23 protein-coding genes, 2 pseudogenes, 2 riboswitches and 1 other annotated feature are annotated in these 23,135 nt (G+C 34.8%); of the genes and pseudogenes, 21 read left to right on the top strand and 4 right to left on the bottom strand.

Going from position 1 to position 23,135, the window contains the following annotated elements; genetic code table 11:
* Positions 1-36 precede the first annotated feature (36 nt).
* The 4 genes and pseudogenes from thiM to VK90_RS23045 all read left to right on the top strand — a co-directional run bounded on the left by thiM (position 37) and on the right by VK90_RS23045 (position 3,906).
* On the top strand, positions 37-846 hold the full coding sequence (thiM, locus tag VK90_RS23060) for a hydroxyethylthiazole kinase (RefSeq protein WP_048375501.1): 810 nt from the start codon (positions 37-39) through the stop codon (positions 844-846).
* A gap of 13 nt (positions 847-859) precedes the next feature.
* Positions 860-1,519, top strand: coding sequence for a thiamine phosphate synthase (gene thiE, locus VK90_RS23055; RefSeq protein WP_048375499.1), 660 nt, complete (start codon positions 860-862; stop codon positions 1,517-1,519).
* A 106-nt stretch (positions 1,520-1,625) separates the two neighbouring features.
* Positions 1,626-2,834 carry a threonine ammonia-lyase gene (ilvA, locus tag VK90_RS23050; RefSeq protein WP_048375496.1) on the top strand — a complete coding sequence of 403 codons (1,209 nt, stop codon included), beginning with the start codon at positions 1,626-1,628 and terminating at the stop codon, positions 2,832-2,834.
* A 137-nt stretch (positions 2,835-2,971) separates the two neighbouring features.
* Positions 2,972-3,906: pseudogene (locus VK90_RS23045) on the top strand (DUF3089 domain-containing protein).
* A gap of 58 nt (positions 3,907-3,964) precedes the next feature.
* Here the strand turns inward: VK90_RS23045 and VK90_RS23040 are convergent.
* The gene (locus tag VK90_RS23040) at positions 3,965-5,278 is read right to left on the bottom strand and encodes an anaerobic C4-dicarboxylate transporter family protein (RefSeq protein WP_048375495.1); all 1,314 of its coding nucleotides are present in this window, start codon (positions 5,276-5,278) and stop codon (positions 3,965-3,967) included.
* Between the two features lie 282 nt (positions 5,279-5,560).
* A riboswitch (cyclic di-GMP riboswitch) is annotated at positions 5,561-5,645 on the top strand.
* A gap of 134 nt (positions 5,646-5,779) precedes the next feature.
* On the opposite strand from VK90_RS23040, the gene VK90_RS23035 reads away from it, so the two are divergent.
* The 6 genes from VK90_RS23035 to VK90_RS23010 all read left to right on the top strand — a co-directional run bounded on the left by VK90_RS23035 (position 5,780) and on the right by VK90_RS23010 (position 12,535).
* Positions 5,780-7,531 (top strand): methyl-accepting chemotaxis protein, encoded by a 1,752-nt coding sequence (locus VK90_RS23035; protein ID WP_048375493.1) that lies wholly within the window; start codon positions 5,780-5,782, stop codon positions 7,529-7,531.
* Positions 7,532-7,592: 61 nt separating this feature from the next.
* A riboswitch (TPP riboswitch) is annotated at positions 7,593-7,694 on the top strand.
* Between the two features lie 102 nt (positions 7,695-7,796).
* Positions 7,797-8,117, top strand: coding sequence for an MTH1187 family thiamine-binding protein (locus VK90_RS23030; protein ID WP_000082898.1), 321 nt, complete (start codon positions 7,797-7,799; stop codon positions 8,115-8,117).
* Positions 8,089-8,862, top strand: a complete 774-nt coding sequence (locus VK90_RS23025) for an ABC transporter permease (protein WP_048375491.1) — start codon at positions 8,089-8,091, stop codon at positions 8,860-8,862. The genes VK90_RS23030 and VK90_RS23025 overlap by 29 nt, the downstream gene beginning before the upstream one ends.
* On the top strand, positions 8,859-9,857 hold the full coding sequence (locus tag VK90_RS23020; RefSeq protein ID WP_002174683.1) for an ABC transporter substrate-binding protein: 999 nt from the start codon (positions 8,859-8,861) through the stop codon (positions 9,855-9,857). The genes VK90_RS23025 and VK90_RS23020 overlap by 4 nt, the downstream gene beginning before the upstream one ends.
* Positions 9,854-10,603, top strand: a complete 750-nt coding sequence (locus VK90_RS23015) for an ABC transporter ATP-binding protein (protein ID WP_025150523.1) — start codon at positions 9,854-9,856, stop codon at positions 10,601-10,603. Before VK90_RS23020 ends, VK90_RS23015 begins: the two co-directional genes overlap by 4 nt.
* A gap of 399 nt (positions 10,604-11,002) precedes the next feature.
* The gene (locus tag VK90_RS23010; protein ID WP_048375489.1) at positions 11,003-12,535 is read left to right on the top strand and encodes an ABC-F family ATP-binding cassette domain-containing protein; all 1,533 of its coding nucleotides are present in this window, start codon (positions 11,003-11,005) and stop codon (positions 12,533-12,535) included.
* A gap of 465 nt (positions 12,536-13,000) precedes the next feature.
* Here VK90_RS23010 and VK90_RS29245 read toward each other — a convergent pair whose 3' ends face one another.
* Positions 13,001-13,156 carry a hypothetical protein gene (locus tag VK90_RS29245; protein WP_162791015.1) on the bottom strand — a complete coding sequence of 52 codons (156 nt, stop codon included), beginning with the start codon at positions 13,154-13,156 and terminating at the stop codon, positions 13,001-13,003.
* A gap of 89 nt (positions 13,157-13,245) precedes the next feature.
* Here VK90_RS29245 and VK90_RS23005 point away from each other — a divergent pair, with 89 nt between their 5' ends.
* The 8 genes from VK90_RS23005 to VK90_RS22970 all read left to right on the top strand — a co-directional run bounded on the left by VK90_RS23005 (position 13,246) and on the right by VK90_RS22970 (position 17,168).
* The gene (locus VK90_RS23005; RefSeq protein WP_048375487.1) at positions 13,246-13,617 is read left to right on the top strand and encodes a J-domain-containing protein; all 372 of its coding nucleotides are present in this window, start codon (positions 13,246-13,248) and stop codon (positions 13,615-13,617) included.
* A gap of 10 nt (positions 13,618-13,627) precedes the next feature.
* Positions 13,628-13,942, top strand: coding sequence for a thioredoxin family protein (locus VK90_RS23000; protein ID WP_002174687.1), 315 nt, complete (start codon positions 13,628-13,630; stop codon positions 13,940-13,942).
* A 13-nt stretch (positions 13,943-13,955) separates the two neighbouring features.
* A complete protein-coding gene (locus tag VK90_RS22995) occupies positions 13,956-14,213 on the top strand; it encodes a hypothetical protein (RefSeq protein ID WP_002174688.1) in 258 nt (85 codons plus the stop codon).
* A gap of 136 nt (positions 14,214-14,349) precedes the next feature.
* The gene (locus VK90_RS22990; RefSeq protein ID WP_025150520.1) at positions 14,350-14,493 is read left to right on the top strand and encodes a hypothetical protein; all 144 of its coding nucleotides are present in this window, start codon (positions 14,350-14,352) and stop codon (positions 14,491-14,493) included.
* Between the two features lie 80 nt (positions 14,494-14,573).
* Positions 14,574-15,155: a TetR/AcrR family transcriptional regulator gene (locus VK90_RS22985; protein ID WP_025150519.1), complete on the top strand. Its 582-nt coding sequence runs from the start codon at positions 14,574-14,576 to the stop codon at positions 15,153-15,155.
* Positions 15,156-15,222: 67 nt separating this feature from the next.
* Positions 15,223-16,455, top strand: coding sequence for an MFS transporter (locus VK90_RS22980; protein ID WP_048375485.1), 1,233 nt, complete (start codon positions 15,223-15,225; stop codon positions 16,453-16,455).
* Between the two features lie 56 nt (positions 16,456-16,511).
* Positions 16,512-16,763: a helix-turn-helix transcriptional regulator gene (locus tag VK90_RS22975; RefSeq protein ID WP_081806890.1), complete on the top strand. Its 252-nt coding sequence runs from the start codon at positions 16,512-16,514 to the stop codon at positions 16,761-16,763.
* 12 nt (positions 16,764-16,775) lie between these two features.
* Positions 16,776-17,168, top strand: coding sequence for a hypothetical protein (locus tag VK90_RS22970; protein WP_048375483.1), 393 nt, complete (start codon positions 16,776-16,778; stop codon positions 17,166-17,168).
* A 45-nt stretch (positions 17,169-17,213) separates the two neighbouring features.
* Here VK90_RS22970 and VK90_RS22965 read toward each other — a convergent pair whose 3' ends face one another.
* On the bottom strand, positions 17,214-18,497 hold the full coding sequence (locus VK90_RS22965) for an MFS transporter (RefSeq protein WP_048375481.1): 1,284 nt from the start codon (positions 18,495-18,497) through the stop codon (positions 17,214-17,216).
* 108 nt (positions 18,498-18,605) lie between these two features.
* Positions 18,606-19,920, bottom strand: a pseudogene (locus tag VK90_RS22960) (alkaline phosphatase family protein).
* A gap of 153 nt (positions 19,921-20,073) precedes the next feature.
* Between VK90_RS22960 and VK90_RS22955 the strand changes: the two are divergent.
* The 3 genes from VK90_RS22955 to VK90_RS22945 all read left to right on the top strand — a co-directional run.
* The gene (locus VK90_RS22955) at positions 20,074-20,367 is read left to right on the top strand and encodes a YesK-like family protein (protein ID WP_048375479.1); all 294 of its coding nucleotides are present in this window, start codon (positions 20,074-20,076) and stop codon (positions 20,365-20,367) included.
* 93 nt (positions 20,368-20,460) lie between these two features.
* Positions 20,461-20,668 (top strand) — a binding site (T-box leader).
* Between the two features lie 45 nt (positions 20,669-20,713).
* Positions 20,714-22,144, top strand: a complete 1,431-nt coding sequence (gene proS, locus VK90_RS22950; protein WP_002174694.1) for a proline--tRNA ligase — start codon at positions 20,714-20,716, stop codon at positions 22,142-22,144.
* A 386-nt stretch (positions 22,145-22,530) separates the two neighbouring features.
* The coding region (locus VK90_RS22945) for an SH3 domain-containing protein (protein WP_156185461.1) at positions 22,531-23,135 on the top strand (605 nt) is incomplete at its 3' end.

Genomic DNA, 23,135 nt, shown 5'->3' with positions numbered 1-23,135 from the left:
TGTATCTCCCATCATTAAAGTTAGGAGATGAAAAGAATGAATGTACAAGAAATTAGTAAAGTAGTGGAACTGGTAAGAGAGTCTAATCCACTCGTGCATAATATTACAAATGTCGTTGTAACAAACTTTACAGCAAACGGTTTGTTAGCGTTAGGAGCATCGCCTGTAATGGCATATGCGAAAGAAGAAGTAGCTGAAATGGCTAGCATTGCTGGAGCTCTTGTTTTAAATATGGGTACACTTCGTCCTGAAGAGGTAGAAGCGATGTTACTTGCTGGTAAATCAGCAAATACAAATGATGTACCGGTATTGTTTGATCCAGTCGGTGCAGGAGCAACTTCTTATCGAACAGAAGTTGCGAGACATATTCCAGCTGAAATAAATTTAGCGATAATTCGTGGAAATGCAGCAGAAATAGCTAATGTTATTAATGAAGAATGGGAAATCAAAGGTGTAGACGCTGGTACTGGAAATGGTAATGTTGTAAGTATTGCAAAACAGGCAGCGGATGAATTAAATACAGTTGCTGTGATCACTGGGCAAGAAGATATCGTTACCGATGGAGAGCGAACTATTCTTATTCGAAATGGCCATAGCATTTTAACGAAAGTTACTGGAACAGGCTGTTTATTGACTTCTGTAATAGGAGCATTTGCAGCAGTTGAAAAAGATTATGTGAAGGCAGCTGTCGCAGCATTAACATTTTATGGAGTAGCTGCGGAACTGGCAGCAGCCAAAACGGTAGAAAAAGGACCTGGTAGCTTCCAAATTGAGTTTTTAAATCAATTAGCGAATACAACTTCAGAGGATATTGAGAAGTATGGAAAGGTTGAGTTTGTACAGTAAGGAGGGGAAATAGATGTCGCGTATTACAATGGATGAAATGTCTAAATTACTACCAGTATATTTTATTATGGGTAGTAACAATTGTACGAAGGAGTCACTGCAAGTATTGAGAGAGGCACTAGAAGGCGGTATAACACTTTTTCAATTTCGTGAAAAGGGAGAAGGGGCTTTAACTGGTGAGAAACGTATTCGTTTTGCGAAAGAACTACAAACACTTTGCAAAGAGTATAATGTGCCGTTTATTGTGAATGATGACGTTGAATTAGCTCTTGCATTAGATGCAGACGGTGTACATGTTGGACAAGATGATGAAGGAATAACATCTGTTCGTGAAAAAATGGGAGATAAAATTGTTGGAGTATCTACACATACAATTGAAGAAGCACGCTGGGCGATTGAAAACGGAGCTGATTATTTAGGAGTTGGTCCTATTTTCCCAACGAGTACGAAAAAAGATACGAAAGCAGTTCAAGGAACGAAAGGGCTAAAGTATTTTAGAGAACACGAGATTACAATACCGATTGTTGGTATTGGCGGAATTACAATTGAAAATACAGCTTCTGTTATAGATGCCGGTGCGGACGGTATTTCGGTTATTTCTGCGATTAGCTTAGCTGATTCTGCGTATGAAAGTACGAAGAAATTAGCTGATGAAGTAAATAAGAGTTTGTAAGAGAAGATCATGTGGCATAAAATGCTACGTGATCTTTTGTCGTATAAAACAAAATATGCCGCTTAAACTAGTATGTATAAACATATATTGTTTCGGAGGCGAAGGTATGATTGTATTCCAGGATATTATAACTGCTTATGAGAAAATGAAGGGCATTGTACATATGACACCGCTAGATTATTCGAGCACATTTAGTGAATTATCACAGAATGATGTTTATTTAAAGCTTGAGAATTTACAAAAGACAGGTTCCTTTAAAGTACGTGGCTCTTATAATAAAATGGTTTCTCTTGAGAAAGGTGATTTAGAAAATGGTGTTGTTGCGGCGTCTGCTGGAAATCATGCACAAGGGGTTGCGTATTCTAGTAATATGCTCAGTATTCCTTGCACGATTGTAATGCCAAAAGGTGCGCCGTTAAGTAAGGTGCTTGCGACGAAAAGGTATGGTGCTCATGTGGAATTACAAGGTGATGTATTTGACGATGCATTAGCTTACGCACTAGATTTAAAAGAGAAGACAGGAGCAAAATTTGTACATCCATTTGATGATGAAGCAGTAATTGCGGGTCAAGGGACAGTCGGATTGGAAATATTACAACAGCTTGAAGACGTAGAAGCTGTTATTTGTCCTATTGGAGGCGGGGGATTAATTGCAGGAGTTGCGATGGCAATTAAAGAACAAAAACCATCAGTAAAAATATATGGTGTGCAGACACTTGCTTGTCCAGGAATGAAACAATCACTTGAGGAAAAGAAAGTAATAACGGTAGATTCGGCGCCAACCATGGCAGATGGAATTGCAGTTAAAAGGCCAGGAGATTTAACTTTTGAACTTGTACAACGTTATGTGGATGATGTGTTTTGTGTAGATGAAATGGAAATCGCTCGGACGATGTTAATGCTTCTTGAGCGGAATAAATTGTTGGTCGAAGGGTCCGGCGCGAGTTCATTGGCTGCTTTGCTTTATCAAAAAATCCCAATAAGAGAAAAAAAGGTCGTATCCGTACTAAGCGGTGGAAATGTCGATGTAAACTTTATTTCACGTATTATTGAGCATGGAATGGTTGAAGCAGGGCGTTTCGTTCATATTGCGACAACGATTAAAGATAAGCCAGGGTATTTGCAACACTTACTCGAGGTTGTAACAAGTTTTGAAGCGAATGTATTAAATATATATTTAGAACGAATTGGTACAAAGGTATTTCCAGGATATGCGCAATTGCACTTATCATTAGAAACTAAAGATAGAAATCATATCGAAGAAGTATTGAGTGGTTTAAAAAAGAAAGGGTATGCTGTAGAAGTTATTGATTGAAATGATTTATACAAGCCTTTTTATGAGGAAGTAAATAAGAACTTATAAAAAAGATCATGTAGTATGAATATGCTACATGATCTTTTTTATTTTCTGATTTTTCTGATGGTATAATTTAGAAAAGGGGAGGGGATTTTTTGAAACGGAAAAGGTTTGTAGAGTTGCAAAATGAATTGTTTCGTTTATTTGAAAAAGGGGAATTTGATGCTATTTATAGATGCATAGATGAAGCAAAAAGAGAGTTTCCTGAAAGAATAGATAAAACGAGCTTTTGGGAAGCATGTGCATTTTCGGTAGAAGGTAAGTATGAAGAGGCAATTGTTATTTTAAACGAAGCTTACAAAAAGGAATTTGGTGGAATCCACATACGCTCATATATGATGAGGATTTAAAGGGATTACGAGATAAAATAGGTTTTAAAACGATAGTGCAAAAATGTGAAGAAATTTTTAAGAAACAGCAGTTAACAGCTCATCCGAAGTTATTTACTTATGGAAATGAAAAAGCGCTGGCAGGTATATTTTCTTTACATTGGAGAGGATCAAACATAAATGATTTTGCACCGTATTGGTGTGAAGAAAAAATACTACGTGAGTATATGTTAGGCTTTTCTCAATCCTCACAAATATATGGAATGAATTCTTATAGCTGGGATAATCATGAGATAGCTATAAAAGATGTTATGAAAAGTTTTAATGATTTTACAAATAAATATAACTTGGAAGACATCATCATCGCGGGAGCTTCTCAAGGAGGTAATATAGCAATTGAGTTAGCGTTAAAGAATATGTTAGAGGCTCAAAAGTTTATTGCTGTTATACCTGCTATTCGAGATGTAGAGGCAATTGAAAGTATGGTCATATCGAACGATATAACGAATGTGAAAGGATATATTGTCACGGGAGATAAAGATCCATTTTATGAAAATACACTTCAATTAATGTCTATGTTCGAGAAATATAATGTGAACTGTAAATTAATTGTGAGAGAAGGATTAGGTCATCTTTTCCCAGAGGACTTTACACAAATATTAAAGAACATAATGGAAGAATGGACAGTTAAAAATATTTAAACAAACGTTTGATTAAAAAAGCACAAACCTTTTAAAATTGTAGGTTTGTGCTTTTTCTTTAAAACATAATTGATATTAAGAGCATTCCAATTCCGATAGAAGTAAAGGTTGCGATCAGGCCAGGAATCATAAAGCTATGATTTAAAACATACTTACCAATTCCTGTTGTACCAGTGCGATCAAAATTAATTGCAGCAACGATTGTCCCGTAGTTTGGAATGAAGAAGTATCCATTTACTGCAGGGAACATTGCAATTAGTAAAGCTGGTGGAATACCAAGTGATAGTCCAAGTGGCATTAGAGCACGAACTGTTGCTGCTTGGCTATACAGTAAAATAGATAGAATGAATAATGCGATAGCAAATAGCCATGGTGCACTAGTCACTAAGTGTTGAATTGATCCTTGAATCATATTTAAGTTTCCGTTGAAGAACGTATCTCCCATCCAAGCGATACCAAAAATAGCAACAACTGCTGTTGTACCTGCTTTAAAGACGTTACCAGATACAATGCTTTCCACATTTGGTTTACAGATAATAATAATAAGAGCAGCCACGGTGAACATAACTATTTCAATTGTGTTTGGCATTGAAAGATGAACTAACTTTCCATCTACCATCCATCCTGGACGAAGTGTTTCAAATGAACCGAGAAGTACAACAAGGAAAGTTGAGATTAGGAAAAGGACAACGGATAATTTTGCGCCTTTTGTACCTACAAACTCTTTTTTCTCTTCAAGCTTAGGAATCATTCCCTCTTTCAATCTCTTCAAGTATTCAGGGTCTTCATTTAATTCTTTTCCCATCTTACTAGCAACGAATGCAGCTACCATACAAGCGATGAAAGTAGAAGGAATACTGACTTTCAAAATATCTAACAAGGTGATTTTATAGTCGGCTAACATTGCTAAAAGTGCAACTGTTGCAGCCGATATTGGACTAGCTGTAATTGCCTGCTGGGAAGCGATAACGGCAATTGACATAGGTCGTTCAGGTCTAATTCCTGATTCGCGAGATACTTCGGCGATAACAGGAAGTACAGAATAAGCGACATGACCAGTTCCTGCGCATAGTGTGAATAAATAAGTAACAATAGGAGCAAAGAATGTAATGCGCTTTGGGTTTTTTCGTAATGCTTTCTCAGCGAGATGGACAAGATAATCCATTCCTCCAGCAGCTTGCAAAGCACCGGCAGCTGTAATTACTGCTAAAATCATAAGCATTACATCAATAGGAGGAGCTGTAGGTTGTAAGTGGAAGACGAAAACAAGTATTGCCATACCAACGCCACCCATTACTCCTAGACCAACTCCGCCTAAACGTGCGCCAATAAAAATGCAGAGTAGTAACGTAAGAAATTGTAGCCAAAACATGATGAACTACCTCCGAAATTCGTAAGTTAAGATATATTCGAATAGTTTAATTTGAGCGAAAATTAAATAAATATCCGAAATAATCCTTGTGTTATATACGTTTTTTATTATATAACACAAGAAATGTAACATTCACGAACTTTGTTAAATTATTTCGAAAAAATAATACATTAAAACTTTATATTTACATCTTTAAATGGGTGGACACTTTAATTTTTATGTTGTAATATTTGGAAGAGGATATTTTAATTCTCATAGAACTCCCATATCGTTCAACTCGTTCAGCGAGAAAGGCAAACTTATGGAAACATGAGGACGCAAAACTACAGGGGCTAAGGTCGAAGGGCTAAGCTAGCCAGTTACCGGACGGATAGGGTTGGTCTTGGCCAATGCTTTTTCATTGGTCTTTTTTTTTTGGTTTTTATTTGAGAATCGTTATCAATTAAAGGTGTGTTTTGAAATTATTATTTTGTATTAACTGAATTAAGGAAGGTAATGTGAATGAAAAAATATTGGCATAAGCTATCGTTTCTTCAAAAGAATGTATTGTTAACTGTACTCGTTATTCTAACGCTTGTTGGTAGTATGGGGGCGTTAAGTTTTAATATGTTTCAAAATAGTATGATGTCTATATTTGAAAGGCATTCTTTTGAAACAGGAGATACGGTATTACATAAATTAGACGCAGAAATATTGAGAGATGTTGCAAAAGACCCAACGGCAGAAAGAGAAAAAAGAGAGAAATTAACAGAGAAATTAACAGAGAAATTAGATGAATCAACGAAAGAATTGAACAGTGTTGGACAAACGTATGTTGTTGGAGCGAAAAAAAATGAAAAAGGTGAGTTACAAATCGTCGGTTTGTCTACAGGTTTAGCAAATGTTGTTGAAGTAAAGCCGGGAGACTATTATAAACAACCAGATCGTTGGATGAAAGCATATGATAAAGTAATGAGCACGAAAAAAGCAAACATGACAGAAGTATATGAAGACGAATTAGGATCATGGGTAACGATATTAGAGCCAATTAAAGATGGAGAAGATAATATTGTGGCAATTGTTGCAGCCGATGTAGATGCCTCTATTGTTCCTAGTACAAAGGAAAAATTCATTATACAAGGTTTAATGTTTATTTGTATTTCTGTTTTAATTGCAACTGTTATTCAATTCTTAATTGTACGTAACGCACTTGCTCCATTGCGAGATTTACGTGAAGGATTGCGCAAAGTCGGTGAAGGTGATTTAAGTATTAAATTAGAGGAGAGACCAGATGATATTGGTATTATTAATGCGTATTTTAATAATACCATCGAGAAGTTTAAAGGAATTATAGATAAAGTGAAGCAGACAGCAGAACAGGTTTCCTCATCTTCACAAGAATTGTCAGTGAGTACGAAAGAGAATAGCATGGCAGTTCAAGAGATCGTAAGTTCTATGGTTGAGTTAAGAGCTGGCGCTCAGTCACAAGAAACTGCAGTACCACAGTATTTAGGTATTGTATATGAAATGGAAGATAAGATGGAAGAGATAACGAATGCTGCAAAACAAATGGCGAAAGAGTCTGAAGGTATGGAGCACCATTCAGTAAAAGGAAATGGTGTTATTGAACAGACGATTAATCAAATGAACATAATACAAAATGCAGTACAAGATTTATCTTCTATCATTTATTCTTTGGAAACAAGATCAAAAGAAATTAGTGATATTGTAACTGTAATTACAGGTATTTCAAATCAAACTAATTCGCTAGCTTTAAATGCTTCTATTGAGGATTCACGTGCTGAGGAAACCGGAAGGGGATTTGCCGTTGTTGCTGATGAAGTGCGTAAATTAGCAGAGCAGACGGAAGCATCAGCAAAAGATATAGCGAAATTAATAGGGGAAACACAAGCTGAAACGGAAGAAGCTGTTGTTTCAATGCAAAAAGCTTCAAAAGAAGTAGAATCAGGAATTAAACTTGTTCAAAGTAGTGGTGCTTTCTTTGAACAAATTTCAAGGTCAGCACAATCTGTTACAAATCAAGTTAGAGTTGTTTCTAGCAATTCAAGTGATATATTGCAAAATAGCCAAAATATTGTTCGTGTTGTAAATGAACTATCACTTATCGCAAATACGTATGCGAATAGTAGTAGTAATATTGAAGAAAGTATGAAAGAACAGGAAATGTCTGTACAAGATATTGCTGAATTAGCTAGTTCTTTAAGCTGGCTTTCACAGGAGTTACAAGAGTTAATTGGGGAATTCAAAAGTTAAATGAAATGATTATACATGCTTTTGTTTGTTCAATAAAATAAATCATGCTACAATGAAAACGAATTAAGAACCGGGGAGCCAATTGGCTGAGAGGATGTAAGTATACATCGACCCTCAACCTGATCTGGATAATGCCAGCGTAGGGAGTTACTTTAAAGTGATGTAGCATAAGTTATTATAGAATAACTTGTATACAAGGCTTTCCTACATGGTAGGAAAGCCTTTTCTTTTTTTTGGAAACATATTTTGTAAGGGGGATTTTATTATGTCACAACAAGTTACAATTTCATTTTCAGTAGTACCACAAGCGAAGAACAAAGATGTGTATTCCGTTGTTGATAAAGCAATTGAAGTTGTACAACAGTCGGGAGTTCGTTATGAAGTAGGGGCAATGGAAACAACGTTGGAAGGAGAATTAGATGTACTTCTTGACGTCATTAAACGTGCGCAACAAGCTTGCGTCGATGCTGGAGCAGAAGAAGTTATCACTTCTATTAAAATTCACTATCGTCCAAGTACGGGCGTAACGATTGACGAAAAGGTTTGGAAGTACCGTGATGAATATGCAAAACCAGAAGCGATCTAAAATAATTACAACAATTTGGCTTATCCTTCTCATTGCTATATGGGAAGGATCTGTTTCATTATTTAAAATTGAGCCGTGGATTTTACCGAAGCCATCAGCAATTGTGCAAGAGTTAATTGGAATGAAAGATTTACTATTACCGAATACAGTGCAAACGTTACAGGAAGTAATAATTGGGTTGTTTTTTGCAATTATACTTGGGACGAGTATTGCTATCATTATGGATGTTATCCCGTTATTTCGGATTTTAATGAATCCGTTGCTAGTTATTTCGCAAACAATTCCAATCGTTGTGCTCGCTCCATTATTTATTATTTGGTTTGGGTACGGAATGTTGCCAAAAGTAATGGTTGTTATTCTTGTTTGTTTCTTCCCAATTGCCCTTAGCATTTTAGAAGGTTTCCAAACGGTAGATAAAAATATGCTGAAACTGTTACAAACAATGAAGGCGACGAAATGGCAAGTTTACCAGAAAGTAAAGTTTCCAGCAGTGCTCCCATACTTTTTCTCAGGTTTAAAAATTGCAGTTACATATAGCGTAATGGGGGCAATTATCGGAGAATGGCTCGGTGCAAGTGAAGGGTTAGGGGTTATGCTTACGAGAGCTACAAAATCCTTTTTAACTGCTCGAGTATTTGGTGTTGCAGCGATTATCGTCATGGTGACATTATTCCTGTACTTTATTGTTGAATTTATGGCAAGAATAACAGCACCATGGATATACAGAAAGGGCGGCAGAAAATGAAAAAAGGTTTAAAAATTATGTTAGCTGCATTATTAGCAGTTGGTGTTGCCGGATGTAATGCGGCGAAGAAAGAAGAGAGCACAAGCAAAGAAAAGAAAGTGAAAGTCGTTTTAGATTGGTTCCCAAATACAAACCATACTGGTTTATATGTGGCGAAGACTAAAGATTATTATAAAAAACAAGGGTTAGATGTAGAAATCATTCAACCAGGTGATAATGTTACGGCCGAACAAATGATAGCTTCAGGAAAAGCTGATTTTGCGATAAGTGCACAAGAAAATGTAACATTGGCTCGCGTTGAAGGTATTCCTGTTGTGTCGGTCGGTGCAATTATTCAACATAATACATCTGCTTTTGCATCGTTAAAGAAAGATAATATTGCTTCAGCGAAAGATTTTGAAGGTAAACGTTATGGTGGCTGGGGAGGACCAGCAGAAGAAGCGACGTTAAAGACAATTATGGATAAACATCAAGCTGATTTTAATAAAGTTGAAAAAATTATTCTTGGACAAACAGATTTCTTTAAATCAATCGGTCGTGATGCAGACTTTGAATGGATTTATTATGGATGGGATGGAATTGAAGCGAAGCGTCAAGGAAAAGAGTTAAATACAATTATGGTAAAAGACTTAGATCCAGCGCTCGATTTCTATAGTCCTGTCATTATTACAAGTGAAAAACATACGAAGCAAGATAAAGATTTTGTGAAAAAGTTTATGACTGCAACGACGGAAGGTTATAATTTTGCAATTAAAGAACCGAAAGAAGCTGCTGATATTTTAATTAAGGCTGTTCCAGATGTGAATAAAGAATTAGTACAAGAAAGTCAAAAGTGGTTAAGTACAAAGTATCAAGATGATGCAAAAGCGTGGGGAGTACAGAAGGAAGAGATTTGGACGAATTACATGAATTTCTTATATGACAACAAAGTTATTAAAAAGAAAATTGATGTAAAAGATGCTTTTACAAATGAATTCCTTCCAAGTGAAAAATGAGTGGATTACAAATAAAAGATATTGTAAAAGCTTTCGATGGAAAGAATGTATTAGCAAATATTAGTGCTTCCATACAAGAGGGAGAGTTTGTCTCCTTTGTGGGCCCAAGTGGTTGTGGAAAAAGCACATTATTAAATATGATTGCGAGTGTTGAACAACCAACGAGCGGAGAAGTGTTTTATAACGAGAATTATGTAAAAAAACAAGATGTTGTTAGTTATATGCCACAACAAGATTTATTACTACCGTGGCGATCTGCTTTGCAAAATATAGTTCTTCCATTAGAAATCGAAGGGAAGCCTAAAAAACAAAGGCTGACAGAAGGAATGGAAGCATTAAAGCAGTTTGAGCTAGATGAATATGCAAATCATTACCCAGATGAGCTATCAGGTGGAATGCGCCAAAGAATTAGTTTCCTTCGCACATATTTATGTGAAAAGCCAATTATGCTACTCGATGAGCCTTTTGGAAAATTAGATGCATTTACAAAAATGGAAGTACACAGTTGGCTTTTAAATTCTTGGCATCAAGAAAAGCAGACAATTGTTATGGTTACACATGACTTAGATGAGGCAATTTTGCTTTCTGATCGCGTATTTATTTTATCTCAAAGACCGGCATCAATTGTTGGAGAGGTACAAGTGAAATTACCTCGACCGCGAACAATGGATATGTTAACATCTCTGGAGTTAAAGAAAGATAAGGAAGAAATTTTAAGAGTATTGGCTCCTTATATGAAAAAATAGAAAAAGCCTCTTAACAGTTTTAGTATAATTACTGTTAAGAGGCTTTTTTGCAGAACATGAAATGAATAAGAAGGAACAAAAGGAAAAATAGCGAATAGAATATAACAGAGTAGTTTATACTCGTAATATAACAAATGTAAAAGGAGTGAAAGGATAAAATGACTTTATCGACTGTTCTTCAAATGGTTTTAGCTTGATACGGGAGAAGTCTGCCCATTTTTAAAGATTAAGCTAAATTGAAGACAGCAGGTAAAGAACCTTAATCCTTTTTTACGATAATAAATTGTAATGGGTAAGGTGTATTCACCTTACCCATTTTTATATGTACAACTAAATAAGGCTTTATACTGTTGTTCTCTCTATTTAGCTTATGAACTATAAGTAGAGGAGAGAGATAAAATGAGTATATTAACAGTAGAAAATGTAAGCCATTCATATGGTGAGAAAACTATTTTATATAATACATGTTTTCGATTATTAAAGGGCGAACATGTTGGGTTAGTAGGGAAAAATGGAATTGGAAAATCAACATTGTTACGCCTTTTAACAGGAGAGCTTATACATGATGATGGGAAAATTGAATGGTTTCCACATGTGAAGGTTGGCTTTTTACAGCAACATATGGATTTACAAGAAGGTATAACAATTGAAGAATACTTGCAAAGTGCATTTTCTAGTTTGTATGCGATTGAATGTGAAATGTTAAAAATTACAGAAGAGATGGCTATAACGGAAGAGATAGGGAAACTATTAGTAAAGTATGGCGAGCTACAAACGATACTTGAAGGTTCTAATTTCTATCAAATTCGTACAGAAATTGAAGAAGTAGCAACCGGTTTAGGCTTGTTTGAAATAGGGATGGAAAAGGATGTTTCAAAGTTAAGTGGTGGTCAGCGGACAAAGTTATTACTTGGAAAACTCCTTTTAGAAAAAGCGGATGTTTTATTATTAGATGAGCCAACTAACTATTTAGATACAGCGCATATAGAATGGTTGCAATCGTATTTAAAAATGTATGAAAAAGCTTATATTATCATTTCGCACGACGAGGCATTTTTGAACAATATTACGAATGTTATTTATCATCTAGAAGAACGAAAGGTTAAGCGCTATGTAGGAGATTATGAAGCCTTTTTGCAAAGTTATCAATTACAAAGGAAACAATTACAAGCGGCGTATGCGAAACAACAAAAAGAAATTGCACATTTAGAAACCTTTATTCAAAAAAATAAAATTCGAAAAGCGAAACAAGCAAAAAGTCGTGAGAAGGTATTAGAGAAAATGCAAAAGGTGGAAAAGGTTAACGATGTACCTCGTGCGCGTTTTGATTTTAATGTTTATACTGAGCCAGTGAGTCGTATATTACAGGTAGAGAAACTGAAAATTGGTTATGGTGAACCGTTATTTCCAGAATTGGATTTTCAAGTAAAAAAAGGGGAAAAGATTGCAATTGTTGGTCATAATGGGGTTGGAAAAACAACAGTGTTAAAAACATTACTAGGACAAATAAAGCCGTTAAGCGGTTCAGTTTTTATTGGTGAACGGGTAAAACCAGCTTATTTTGCACAAGAGGAATTCGCTTCAGAAATAACTGCACTAGAAAGAGTATGGGCAGGGAGACCAGATATGACAAGAAAAGAAATCCGACAAGCATTAGCAAAGTGCGGATTGAAAGAAGATCATGTTTTAAAACCTATCCATTTATTAAGTGGAGGGGAACAAACGAAAGTACGCTTATGCGAACTTATCGTAACTCAAAGCAATGTTTTAATTTTAGATGAACCAACTAACCATTTGGATACAGAGACTAAGATGGCTTTGCAGGAAGCGTTAAAACAATATAAAGGTACGGTTTTAATTGTTTCACATGAGCCCTCTTTCTATAAAGCATGGATAACAAAAGTATGGAATATTGAAGAATGGAACGTTTAAAAATAATCACAAAGAAAAGGCATTAGCTTTTATGAGCTAATGCCTTTTCTTTGTAATTAACATGATTTTCGAGAATTCTTACATGAGAATTGTATGAAGAAGCACTCTTATGGTGCGCTTATAAGCGTGCTTTTTCTGCGATTATATTTATAATAATACTAGATGCCTTTCCCTAATAGGCCACTATCTTTCTTTATATATATATAGATAGTTTGAAGTGGAATAAAAATTATTCCTATATGTAAAGGATAATGTGATTAGTATGGGAAGACAATAGTAATTAAAGGAAATTCATGTAAAATTCAGCTGAGCTTCATACAAACTTCATATTATAAACTAAATATAAATATAATAGATTATTAGAATGTTTATTTTTTACTTTTTATAAAATTAAAAGTTTGAATTTAGGAATTAACGTTAAAACCTAAATTCAAACCTTATTGAAATAATTAAATAAGGTTACGTTTAGTTTTCACTAATGACTGCATTTAAAAGTTCAGCAGGATTTCCTGTTCCTGCGCCTCTGATTGTAACGAATCCACCCGGAGGAATTTCGCCACTCCATCCTACATTAGTAATTACATAACGATTATTTGTTTTACTACTAATTTTAGAATCCAAAACTTGTGTGTCTTTGCTATTGCGTAATGTAGCAGAAAATTGAAATTTCATGTAAAATAATAGTAAAAATATGTAAAGGAGGGAATAGTGTGGATGTGTTTTTGAATATTGCTGAAGAAAAAATTCGTCAAGCAATACGGAATGGAGATCTCAATAATATTCCGGGAAAAGGAAAACCACTACAATTAGAAGACCTTTCAATGGTACCTCCAGAATTAAGAATGAGTTATAAAATATTGAAAAATGCGGGTATGATTCCACCAGAAATGGAATTGCAAAAAGATATATTAAAAATAGAGGATTTAATCGCTTGCTGTTATGATGAGGTTGAGAGAATAAAATTACAAGAAGAACTAACAGTAAAAACTTTGCGTTTTCAGCAGTTAATGGAAAAGAGAAAAATTAAAGACAATTCAGCATTTCGTATGTATCAAGATAAAGTATTTCGCAAATTACGTTAAGAGGGATAAGATGAATCATTTTCAAACGGTAGAAGAATTAGCGACATATATTGAAGAACAGCAGTTAGTACTTCTGTTTATAAAAACGGAAAATTGTGGTGTTTGTGATGTTATGTTAAGGAAAGTAAATTATGTATTAGAGGGTTATGATTATGTAAAGAAAGTAGAGGTTTTACTACAAGACATGCAAGAGATTGCGGGTCGATATTTAGTATTTACAGGGCCGACAGTTCTATTATTTCATGAGGGGAAGGAGATTCTTCGTGAATCGCGCTTTATTTCACTTGAAAATATAGAGAGAGTACTTCAATTGTTAGAAAAATAAGGGAGGTTTTTATATGGGGTTTGTTATTGCAGCGTTGCTATTTTGTGTTTTAGTTTGGATGATTGCAGCATCAGTTAAATCAAATAATCGAAGAGTAAACCTTACTAAAAAAAGTAATGCACATAATATTTCTAACACCTCATCACCATCATTTTTCTTTGCTGGATCTGATAGTAATAGTTCACATGATGGCGGTCATTCACATGATTGCGGAGGATCTTTTGGCGGAGATAGTGGAGGTAGCTGCGATGGAGGCGGCGGTGGTGATTGATGAGAAATACGCCTTATACGGGCGTATTTCTTTTTAAACAAACGTTTGATTAGTGGAATTACATACACATAAAAAACAGTTAAACAAACGTTTGATTAAAGTTTCACTTTATAAACATGTTATAAGGGGAATGGAAATGAAAAGGGAACCGAAAGTGAAAAACAAAGGGAAAGTAGCATTATTTTTATTAGTTGCTGGAGGCGTATTTCTTGTTAAACTGGGGTTTAAATTTGGAACAATACACATGATTCGAGTTTGGTTTGAAAATACGTTTTCGTAAATAAGGAATATAGCCTCTTGCGATAGAGGTTTTTCATTTGTTATTATTAGACTGAACGGTCGGTTTAAAGAGGTGTGAGAATGAGAAAAAGCGCAGAAGAGATAAAGAAAGAAATTGCATATAAAGCAGAGAGTCTGTTTTCACAAAAAGGCTATGCAGCTACATCTATGGAAGATATTTGTGAGATTACAGGGCGAAGTAAGGGAAGTATTTATTATCACTTTAAAAGTAAAGAAGAATTATTTTTATTTGTAGTGAAACAGCATACGTATGATTGGCTTGAGAAATGGAATGAAAAAGAGAAGTTGTATATTACTAGTACTGAGAAATTATATGGCTTCGCAGAATATCATGTAGAGGATATACAGCAACCTATTTCTAATGCAATAGAGGAATTTTCTATGAGTCAAGTTGTAAGCAAAGAGATTTTAGATGAAATGCTAGCTTTAACTAGAGAATCATATGGTATTTTTGAGAAATTAATTGAAACAGGTATACAGTCTGGAGAGTTCCGTGAAGATAACACTCGTGATCTTATGTATATTGTAAACGGCTTATTATCGGGGCTGGGAGTGCTCTACTACGAGCTTGATAATAACGAATTAAAACGAATTTATAAAAGGGCAATAGATGTATTGTTAAAAGGGATGGCAGCTGAATAATAAATCAGCAGCTTTTCTTATAAAACAAATTAGACCGAACGGTCGGTTTATAAAAGGAGGAGTGAAAATGAAAGCTTTATTTAAAAATCGAGCATTTATGCTCGTTATGGCATCTGATATTTTACAGCAATTTGCAATTTGGATCAGAAATATGGCTCTTTTGTATTTCATAATGGAGCGAACGAATAATGATCCAATGTCAGTGTCACTATTATCAGTTATGGAATATGCACCTATTTTTATTTTCTCGTTTATTGGTGGTGCGCTAGCAGATCGCTGGAACCCGAAAAGAACAATGGTCGCTGGAGATGTGTTAAGTGTACTGTCTATTATAGGAATTGTTTTGTTGTTAAAGATTGATTACTGGCATGCAATATTTTTTGCAACACTCGTTTCCGCAATTGTAGGTCAGTTCTCTCAGCCGTCATCTTCACGTATATTTAAGCGCTATGTAAAGGAAGAACAGGTAGCAAGTGCTATTGCATTTAACCAAACATTACAGTCATTATTTATGATTTTTGGACCAGTTGTAGGTTCAATTGTGTATACACAACTTGGCTTATTTACGTCACTATATAGCTTGATCATTTTATTTTTGTTATCGGCTATTGTTCTTTCGCTATTACCAAAATGGGTTGAACAAGAGCAAGCGGTGAGAGGTTCATTAAAAAATGATATAAAAGAAGGATGGAAATACGTTCTTCATACGAAAAATTTACGCATGATTACGATCACTTTCACAATTATTGGTTTAGCAGTTGGATTAACGAATCCATTAGAGGTATTCCTTGTGATCGAACGTTTAGGCATGGAAAAGGAAGCAGTTCAATATTTAGCTGCAGCTGACGGAATAGGTATGTTAATCGGTGGTATTGTTGCAGCAGTTTTTACTTCAAAAGTAAATCCGAAAAAAATGTTTGTATTCGGCATGAGTATATTAGCGATATCATTTTTGGTAGAAGGACTGTCTACATCGTTTTGGATTACTAGTTTGATGCGATTTGGCACAGGAATTTGTTTAGCCTGTGTAAATATTGTGGTCGGGACGCTTATGATTCAACTTGTACCAGAAAATATGATTGGAAGAGTAAATGGGACAATTTTACCACTGTTTATGGGTGCTATGTTAATTGGAACTTCACTAGCTGGAGGATTGAAGGAAATGACTTCACTAGTTATTGTATTCTGTATAGCAATGTCACTTATTTTATTGGCAATTTTGCCAATCTTACGTATGAGGATGAATAAAGAAGAGATTGTTAATCAAGAGGAACTAACGAATGCAGTAGTTTCGAAATAGCCATTGTAAGGGAGCAGAGCTGCTCCCTTTTTCTATGGGAATCTTTTGACAATGAAATGTACCAACTATATACTGATGTTGTAAAAATAATTTTACAGGTTAGGAGAAATAATGTGAAAAATCAAATCTATGAATTACGCACTGAAAATAATATTTCACAAGGTGCATTAGCTGATATGTGTAAAGTTTCAAGACAGACGATAAATGCAATTGAGAATAATAAATATGACCCAAGTTTAGCATTAGCATTCCGTTTAGCCGAAGTATTAGGAACAACTGTTGATAAACTATTTTTGTACAAGCAGTAGGGGGAGTAGTTGTTGGGGAAAGAGAAAATAAGTCTTTTAGTTACGGCATTAGTAGCTATAAGTACGCTAGCGTTTGCACTTTACTATTGGTTAACTGAACTTCAAGTAAACTGGTATGCACTATTTATTTGTAGCATCGCATTACATTATATGTTTAAAAGTTTGGTATCGTATAATGGTGAAGGGGCAACTGAGGAGAACGAAGATTTAGAAAAACATGTATTGAAAACAAGTGCAAATGTTACATATTATGTACTAGTTGTATTAATTTTTGGTTTGTTTTTCGCATCGGTAGGTTTTAATAAATGGATTGATTTTCATAACATACCGCTTCTGTTTGCGTTATGCGCTGCTATAGTTGTAAAGCCAGCTATAGAGTTTTTAATTGTAAGGCGTTATCGTTAAAAATAAAGAAAAAGATCCTCTTCTTGTGTGAAGAGGATCTTTTTCTTATATTGTTTTAGTTTTAGGATTAGGTGGCGTAACGGACGTATCATTTTCAGGTACTCTAGTTAATAGGAATCCCCCGATAATAAATAGGACAATAACACTAAGGACACCAGCGTTAGTTTTTCCTGTTAATTGTGTTGTGACACCAACTAATACCGGACCCATAATTGCTGCGAATTTACCGAAGATATTATAGAATCCGAAGAATTCATTTGCAGATTCTTTCGGTACTAGTTTTGCGAAGTATGAACGGCTAAGTGCTTGAATTCCGCCTTGAGAAGTAGCAACTAGCATTGCTAAGATCCAGAAATCAAGTGTCGTTTTTAAGAAATAAGCATATGTGCAGATAATGATATAAATAATAATACCGACATATAGCATTTTTTTACCGGTAAATGTTTCCGATAATTTTCCGTATAATAAAGCGAATGGACAAGCGACAATTTGTGTTACAAATAAGATGATTAATAGATTAGTTGCACTAATACCGAGATCTGTTCCGTAAGCGGTAGACATAGTAATAATTGTATCTACCCCGTCAATGTAGAAAAAGTAAGCTATTAGGAACATAAATACAGTTTTATATTCTTTAATATTTTTAAAAGTATTAGCAAGGCGCTTGAAGCTCATTGCAATTGGTCTTGGCTGACGTTCAATATAGTGTGTTTGCTCTACATTTTTTAGCATTGGAATTGTAAATAGTCCCCACCAAAGAGCTGTTATTGCAAAGGAAATTTGACTAGCAATGCCGACCGATAAGGGGATAGTTCCTTTTTGAGCAAGAATAATAAGAGCCATACAACCGATAAAAGGAATTGTACTCCCAATATAACCTAATGCAAAACCTCTCGTAGAAATTCGGTCCATTCTATCTTTAGAGGTAACATCTACTAAAAATGCATCATAAAAAATATTTGCCCCAGCAAAGCCGACTAATGCGAGCATATAGCAACCTAGTAATAAGTACCACTGAGATGTTGGAACAACTGCTAGCATACTTGTAAATACGATACCGAGTCCAAAGAAGAATGTGAAAAATCGTTTTTTAAATCCTTTATAATCAGCAACTGTGCCGAGAATAGGAGCAAGTATAGAAATTAAAAGTGTAGCAAACGAGTTTGCATATCCCCAATAAGCTGTTGAAGTTGCACCAGATAGTCCGGCTTCTTTTGCAGCTGCCTTAAAGTAAATAGGAAATACTGCAGTTGTAATGACGAGCGAATATACTGAGTTTGCCCAATCATATAATATCCAGCTTTTTTCTTGCCTGGACATTCTTTTCATATAATGTTCCCCCTTAAATTTGTTCTACTAACAGTGTACAAAAATAAAAATTGTAAAAAGAGAAATAAGGATGATTTTTACATAACTTTTACATATATACACAGTTCTTTACAATTGAAGTAAATCCTCTACAATTGCTCCGTCTGTTTCACCTAAGTGCAAACCGAGTAACCTAGCGATAGTGGGGCCTTCATCAATAAGTCTCATATACGGGATTGTAACGCCACTTTGAATACCTTTCCCAGCAGCCATAAAAATTGTTTCATAGTTAGGTTTTGTTGGGGAGTATCCGTGTGTTCCAAATGTATATTTTTTACTAGAAGTAACATCTTTTCTAGTAATCTCTTTTATGAAATCACCTATATGATTCTCAATGAAGTAATACCCTTCCATGGCTTCTAGCATAAATAAGCAATTACCATCAGCACCGCGTTCTTTTGCATCTTCATCGTGTAGAATAAATTCAATTCCGTTTTGTTTATTCTGAAGAAGTTCTTCGAGAAGAAGTTGAATCTCTTTAATCGTTTCAGTATCATTTTTATCTTTTACATGTACGTATGCAGATCCGTCACAGCTTTGGCAATAAGCTTTCCAATCTTGTACTTTTCCATTTTTGTTTACGGATATAAGCCCTTTTTGACGGAATAGGACATTTAATTGGATTGCTTTGTTTTCACTTAAAGCGCTATGATCGCCAAGTGCAATAATTGTACTTTCTTCGTATATACTACTTTCTTTTAATGCATGAATAATTTTTCCTAGACGTTCGTCGTGCCTATGGACTGCAGCTAGTGTTTCTTTAGACTCAAAACCATGATAATGTCTTTGCGTGTCTAAATCAGTAAAATGTACAAACATAACATTAGGTTTTTTTCGTCTGAATTGTATGGACAGCGGAAGCAAGGACGAAATCATCAAGCTCAGGCTGTGACAATCCATTTCGTATATGGCCAAAACGACGATTTAAATCTAATTGATATAGAGGACTACCGCTAAATAATGAAACTAAAATTTGATTTTGCCATGGTCTATTTGGAAAGATTTCTGGTAAATTGTAATCAATATTTGCTCTTCCAGTAACAGGCCATAGTAGGGCTGCTGTCGTTAAATTTGCTTTACGTGCTTCATCGTATAAAGTTGTTCCTTTAATGGACTTTCGATACCAATGCCAATCTGGTGACTCACGTCCTGGTTGAAGTAATGTATTACTGACAACGCCATGTTTATTAGGATAATTACCGGTTATAATTGTTGTATGACTCGGATATGTTACAGAAGGATAAATCGGCTCTACTTTTTCCGCAACAGCGCCCTTTTTCATTAAAGATTGGAAATTAGGGAGTTTTTGTAATATCGGAAGATCTAAAGCTGATAAACAGTCAAAAGATAATATGATGACGTGATTTGTTAATGCTTTATCCATAAAGTAGACCTCCTGATTATATAAAACCTATTCTTATATATTACTATTAATACCTGGTGATAAAAATATGTTTTTGAATAAAATTTATTGTTTATTTTCAGAAAAGTTAAACATATAATGATTATAAGGGAATGAATGTAAGGAGGGAATACTATGGATTGGCTGGATGGCTTTGGTACCTTTTATATCATTGGTGGAATCACAATTTTCCTTGTATTTGCAATTTCTTATTTACTAAAGAAACGTTTTCCAGACAAACAGTTTGATATTATATTTTCACTTATTTTAATACTTCTTTGTTTAGCTTTCTTTCCTGTTACAATGATCGTTATCGGTGGATGGGAAGGAATGGGATACGGATTTATTTGTTTCTTCGTTTTAATTGGTACACTTATTGGCATGGTTGCTCATCAACTTGTAAAAATCGTTCGGAAAAGTTATGTATAAAATAACAATAACTGAAAAGAATGTATAAAAATAAGAAAATTTACTCTTGTTTTGCAATAAAATTTATATTATGATATTCAACAAATTTATTTCGTTATAACGATGAAAAAGGACTAGTACATGTCTTACCTTTTTTGTAGAGAGAGAATCCTTTTGGCTGGAAGATTCTTAAAAAGGCGATATGGAACCTACCTTTGAGTTCTGCATATGCAGCGGGGAATTCCCGTTATCAAAAAGAGAGCATACTCAATTTTTTGTGTATGAATCAGGGTGGTAACGCCGACAAAGCTCGGTCCCTATTTGGGGACGCGGGCTTTTTTTATTTTCTAAAGGAGGAAGAGTGACTATGGCAAAAGAACAAGTACAGGCTATTACGAAAATGGAAGATGACTTTGCTCAGTGGTATACCGATATTGTGAAAAAAGCAGAGCTTGTTGATTATTCAAGTGTGAAAGGTTGTATGATTTTACGTCCATACGGTTATGCATTATGGGAAAATATGCAGAAAGTGATGGATGAAAAATTAAAAGCATCTGGTCATGAAAATGTGTATATGCCAATGTTTATTCCAGAGAGTTTATTACAAAAGGAGAAAGATCATGTTGAAGGATTTGCTCCTGAAGTGGCATGGGTTACTCATGGTGGGGATGAGAAATTAGCGGAAAGACTTTGTGTACGTCCTACATCTGAAACTCTATTTTGTGAGCATTTTTCAAAAATTGTTCAATCATATAATGATTTACCAAAGTTATATAACCAGTGGTGTTCAGTAGTTCGTTGGGAGAAGACGACGAGACCATTCCTTCGTACAACTGAATTTTTATGGCAAGAAGGTCATACCATTCATGAAACAGCAGAAGAATCTCAAACTGAAACATTAAATATTTTAAATTTATATGCTGCTTTTTGTGAAGAGTATTTAGCAATTCCAGTTATTAAAGGGCAAAAAACAGAAAAAGAAAAGTTTGCAGGAGCGAAGGCAACCTATACGATTGAAAGTTTAATGCATGATGGAAAAGCGCTTCAGACAGGAACATCTCATAATTTTGGAACGAACTTCTCTGAAGCATTTGATATTAAGTTTTTAGACCGTAACGGTAAGTGGCAATACGTACATCAAACATCTTGGGGTGTATCAACAAGAATGATAGGTGGACTTATTATGGTTCATAGTGATAATAATGGACTTGTAATGCCACCGAAAGTGGCACCATTACAAGTTGTTATCGTTCCTATTGCTCAGCATAAAGAAGGTGTGTTAGAAAAAGCAACAGAGTTACAAGGTCGTATTCAGAAGGTTGCACGTGTAAAAATAGATGCTAGCAATAAAACACCTGGCTGGAAATTTAATGAGTATGAAATGAAGGGTACTCCAATTAGATTAGAGGTTGGTCCAAAGGATATTGAAAAGAATCAAGTAGTACTTGTAAGGCGAGATACGAAAGAAAAAGAGTTTATATCAATGGATCAATTAGAAGAACGTATTCCATCATTACTGGAGGAGATTCATCATTCTTTATTTAATAAAGCAAAAGCATTTCGAGATGAGAATACTTATAGTGTGACGAATTTCGAAGAGATGAAAAAAGCAGCTGATGAAAAGCAAGGCTTTATTAAAGCGATGTGGTGCGGAGAACTAGCTTGTGAAGAAAAATTAAAAGAAGAAGTTGGAGTATCTTCACGTTGTATTCCGTTCGAACAAGAAAGCTTAGCGGAAGAATGTATTTGCTGTGGTAAAGAAGCTAAGCACATGGTGTATTGGGGAAAAGCGTATTAATATTCTTGCATAGAGATGATAAAAAGGACTTTGGATTGAATAATAAATTTCAATCCAAAGTCCTTTTATTTTAGTTTTATAATTTGTATCGTGTATTTTTTAGATGGAAGGATGTTGCTTTTTTATTTTGCATTTTTGCGACGAATAAATAGTACCATACCAATTAGGAATGTTGAAATCTCCATTAATACATCCTTTTGTAATATTTCATAGGGAAAAGGATTTTACACAAAAAACAATATATAGAAAAAGAAGTTCATAATTTTTATGTTCATATTCTAATATTCAAAATAAATATTCCGGAATGATATGTTAAGATTAATAGTAAGACGGATAAAAAAAGGGGGGCTGAAGAATATAGGATTGCTTATATTCTTATAAAAATTATGAAGCAAATAACAAAACAAATCATAACAGGTACATTTCTAGCAACAGCAGCATCTTTTGTTTCGACTCATGCCTTTGCAGAAAGTGATAATCTAGCGACAGTAAATGCAACAAACTTAAATATACGTGAACAACCTACAACTCAAGGTAAAGTTGTAGGAACAGTAAAACAAGGAACAACTGTACAAGTTTTAAGTCAGGAAAAAGAATGGGCTAAAATCTCTCATGATGGAAAAGAGGGGTATGTTTCATTACAATTTTTGAAATTGTCGGGTAAAACCCCAGGTGCTGAGCAACAACAACCAACAATTAATAATGGACAAAAAGAAGAGGGAATCGTTACGGCGACTCGTTTGAATGTACGTAATAGTCCAGTTTTAGGTAGTTCAATGATTGGTTATGTTCAAAAAAATGAAAAAGTAACGGTATTAGGAAAAGCAAACGGCTGGGCAAAAATCAGCTACCAAGGAAAAGAAGGTTACGTATCGTTAGAATTTGTAAAATTAGAAGCAGGAAAACAAGAAGAAAAGCCAGCGGAAAACATTACAAATGGAACGCAAGAAATTGGAATAATCAATGCGACAAGTTTACGAGTAAGAAGTGC

It is taken from the genome of Bacillus sp. LK2 (genome assembly GCF_001043575.1).
Classification (GTDB): Bacteria; Bacillota; Bacilli; order Bacillales; family Bacillaceae_G; genus Bacillus_A; species Bacillus_A paramycoides.
This window is presented reverse-complemented; position numbering and strand designations above follow the sequence as displayed.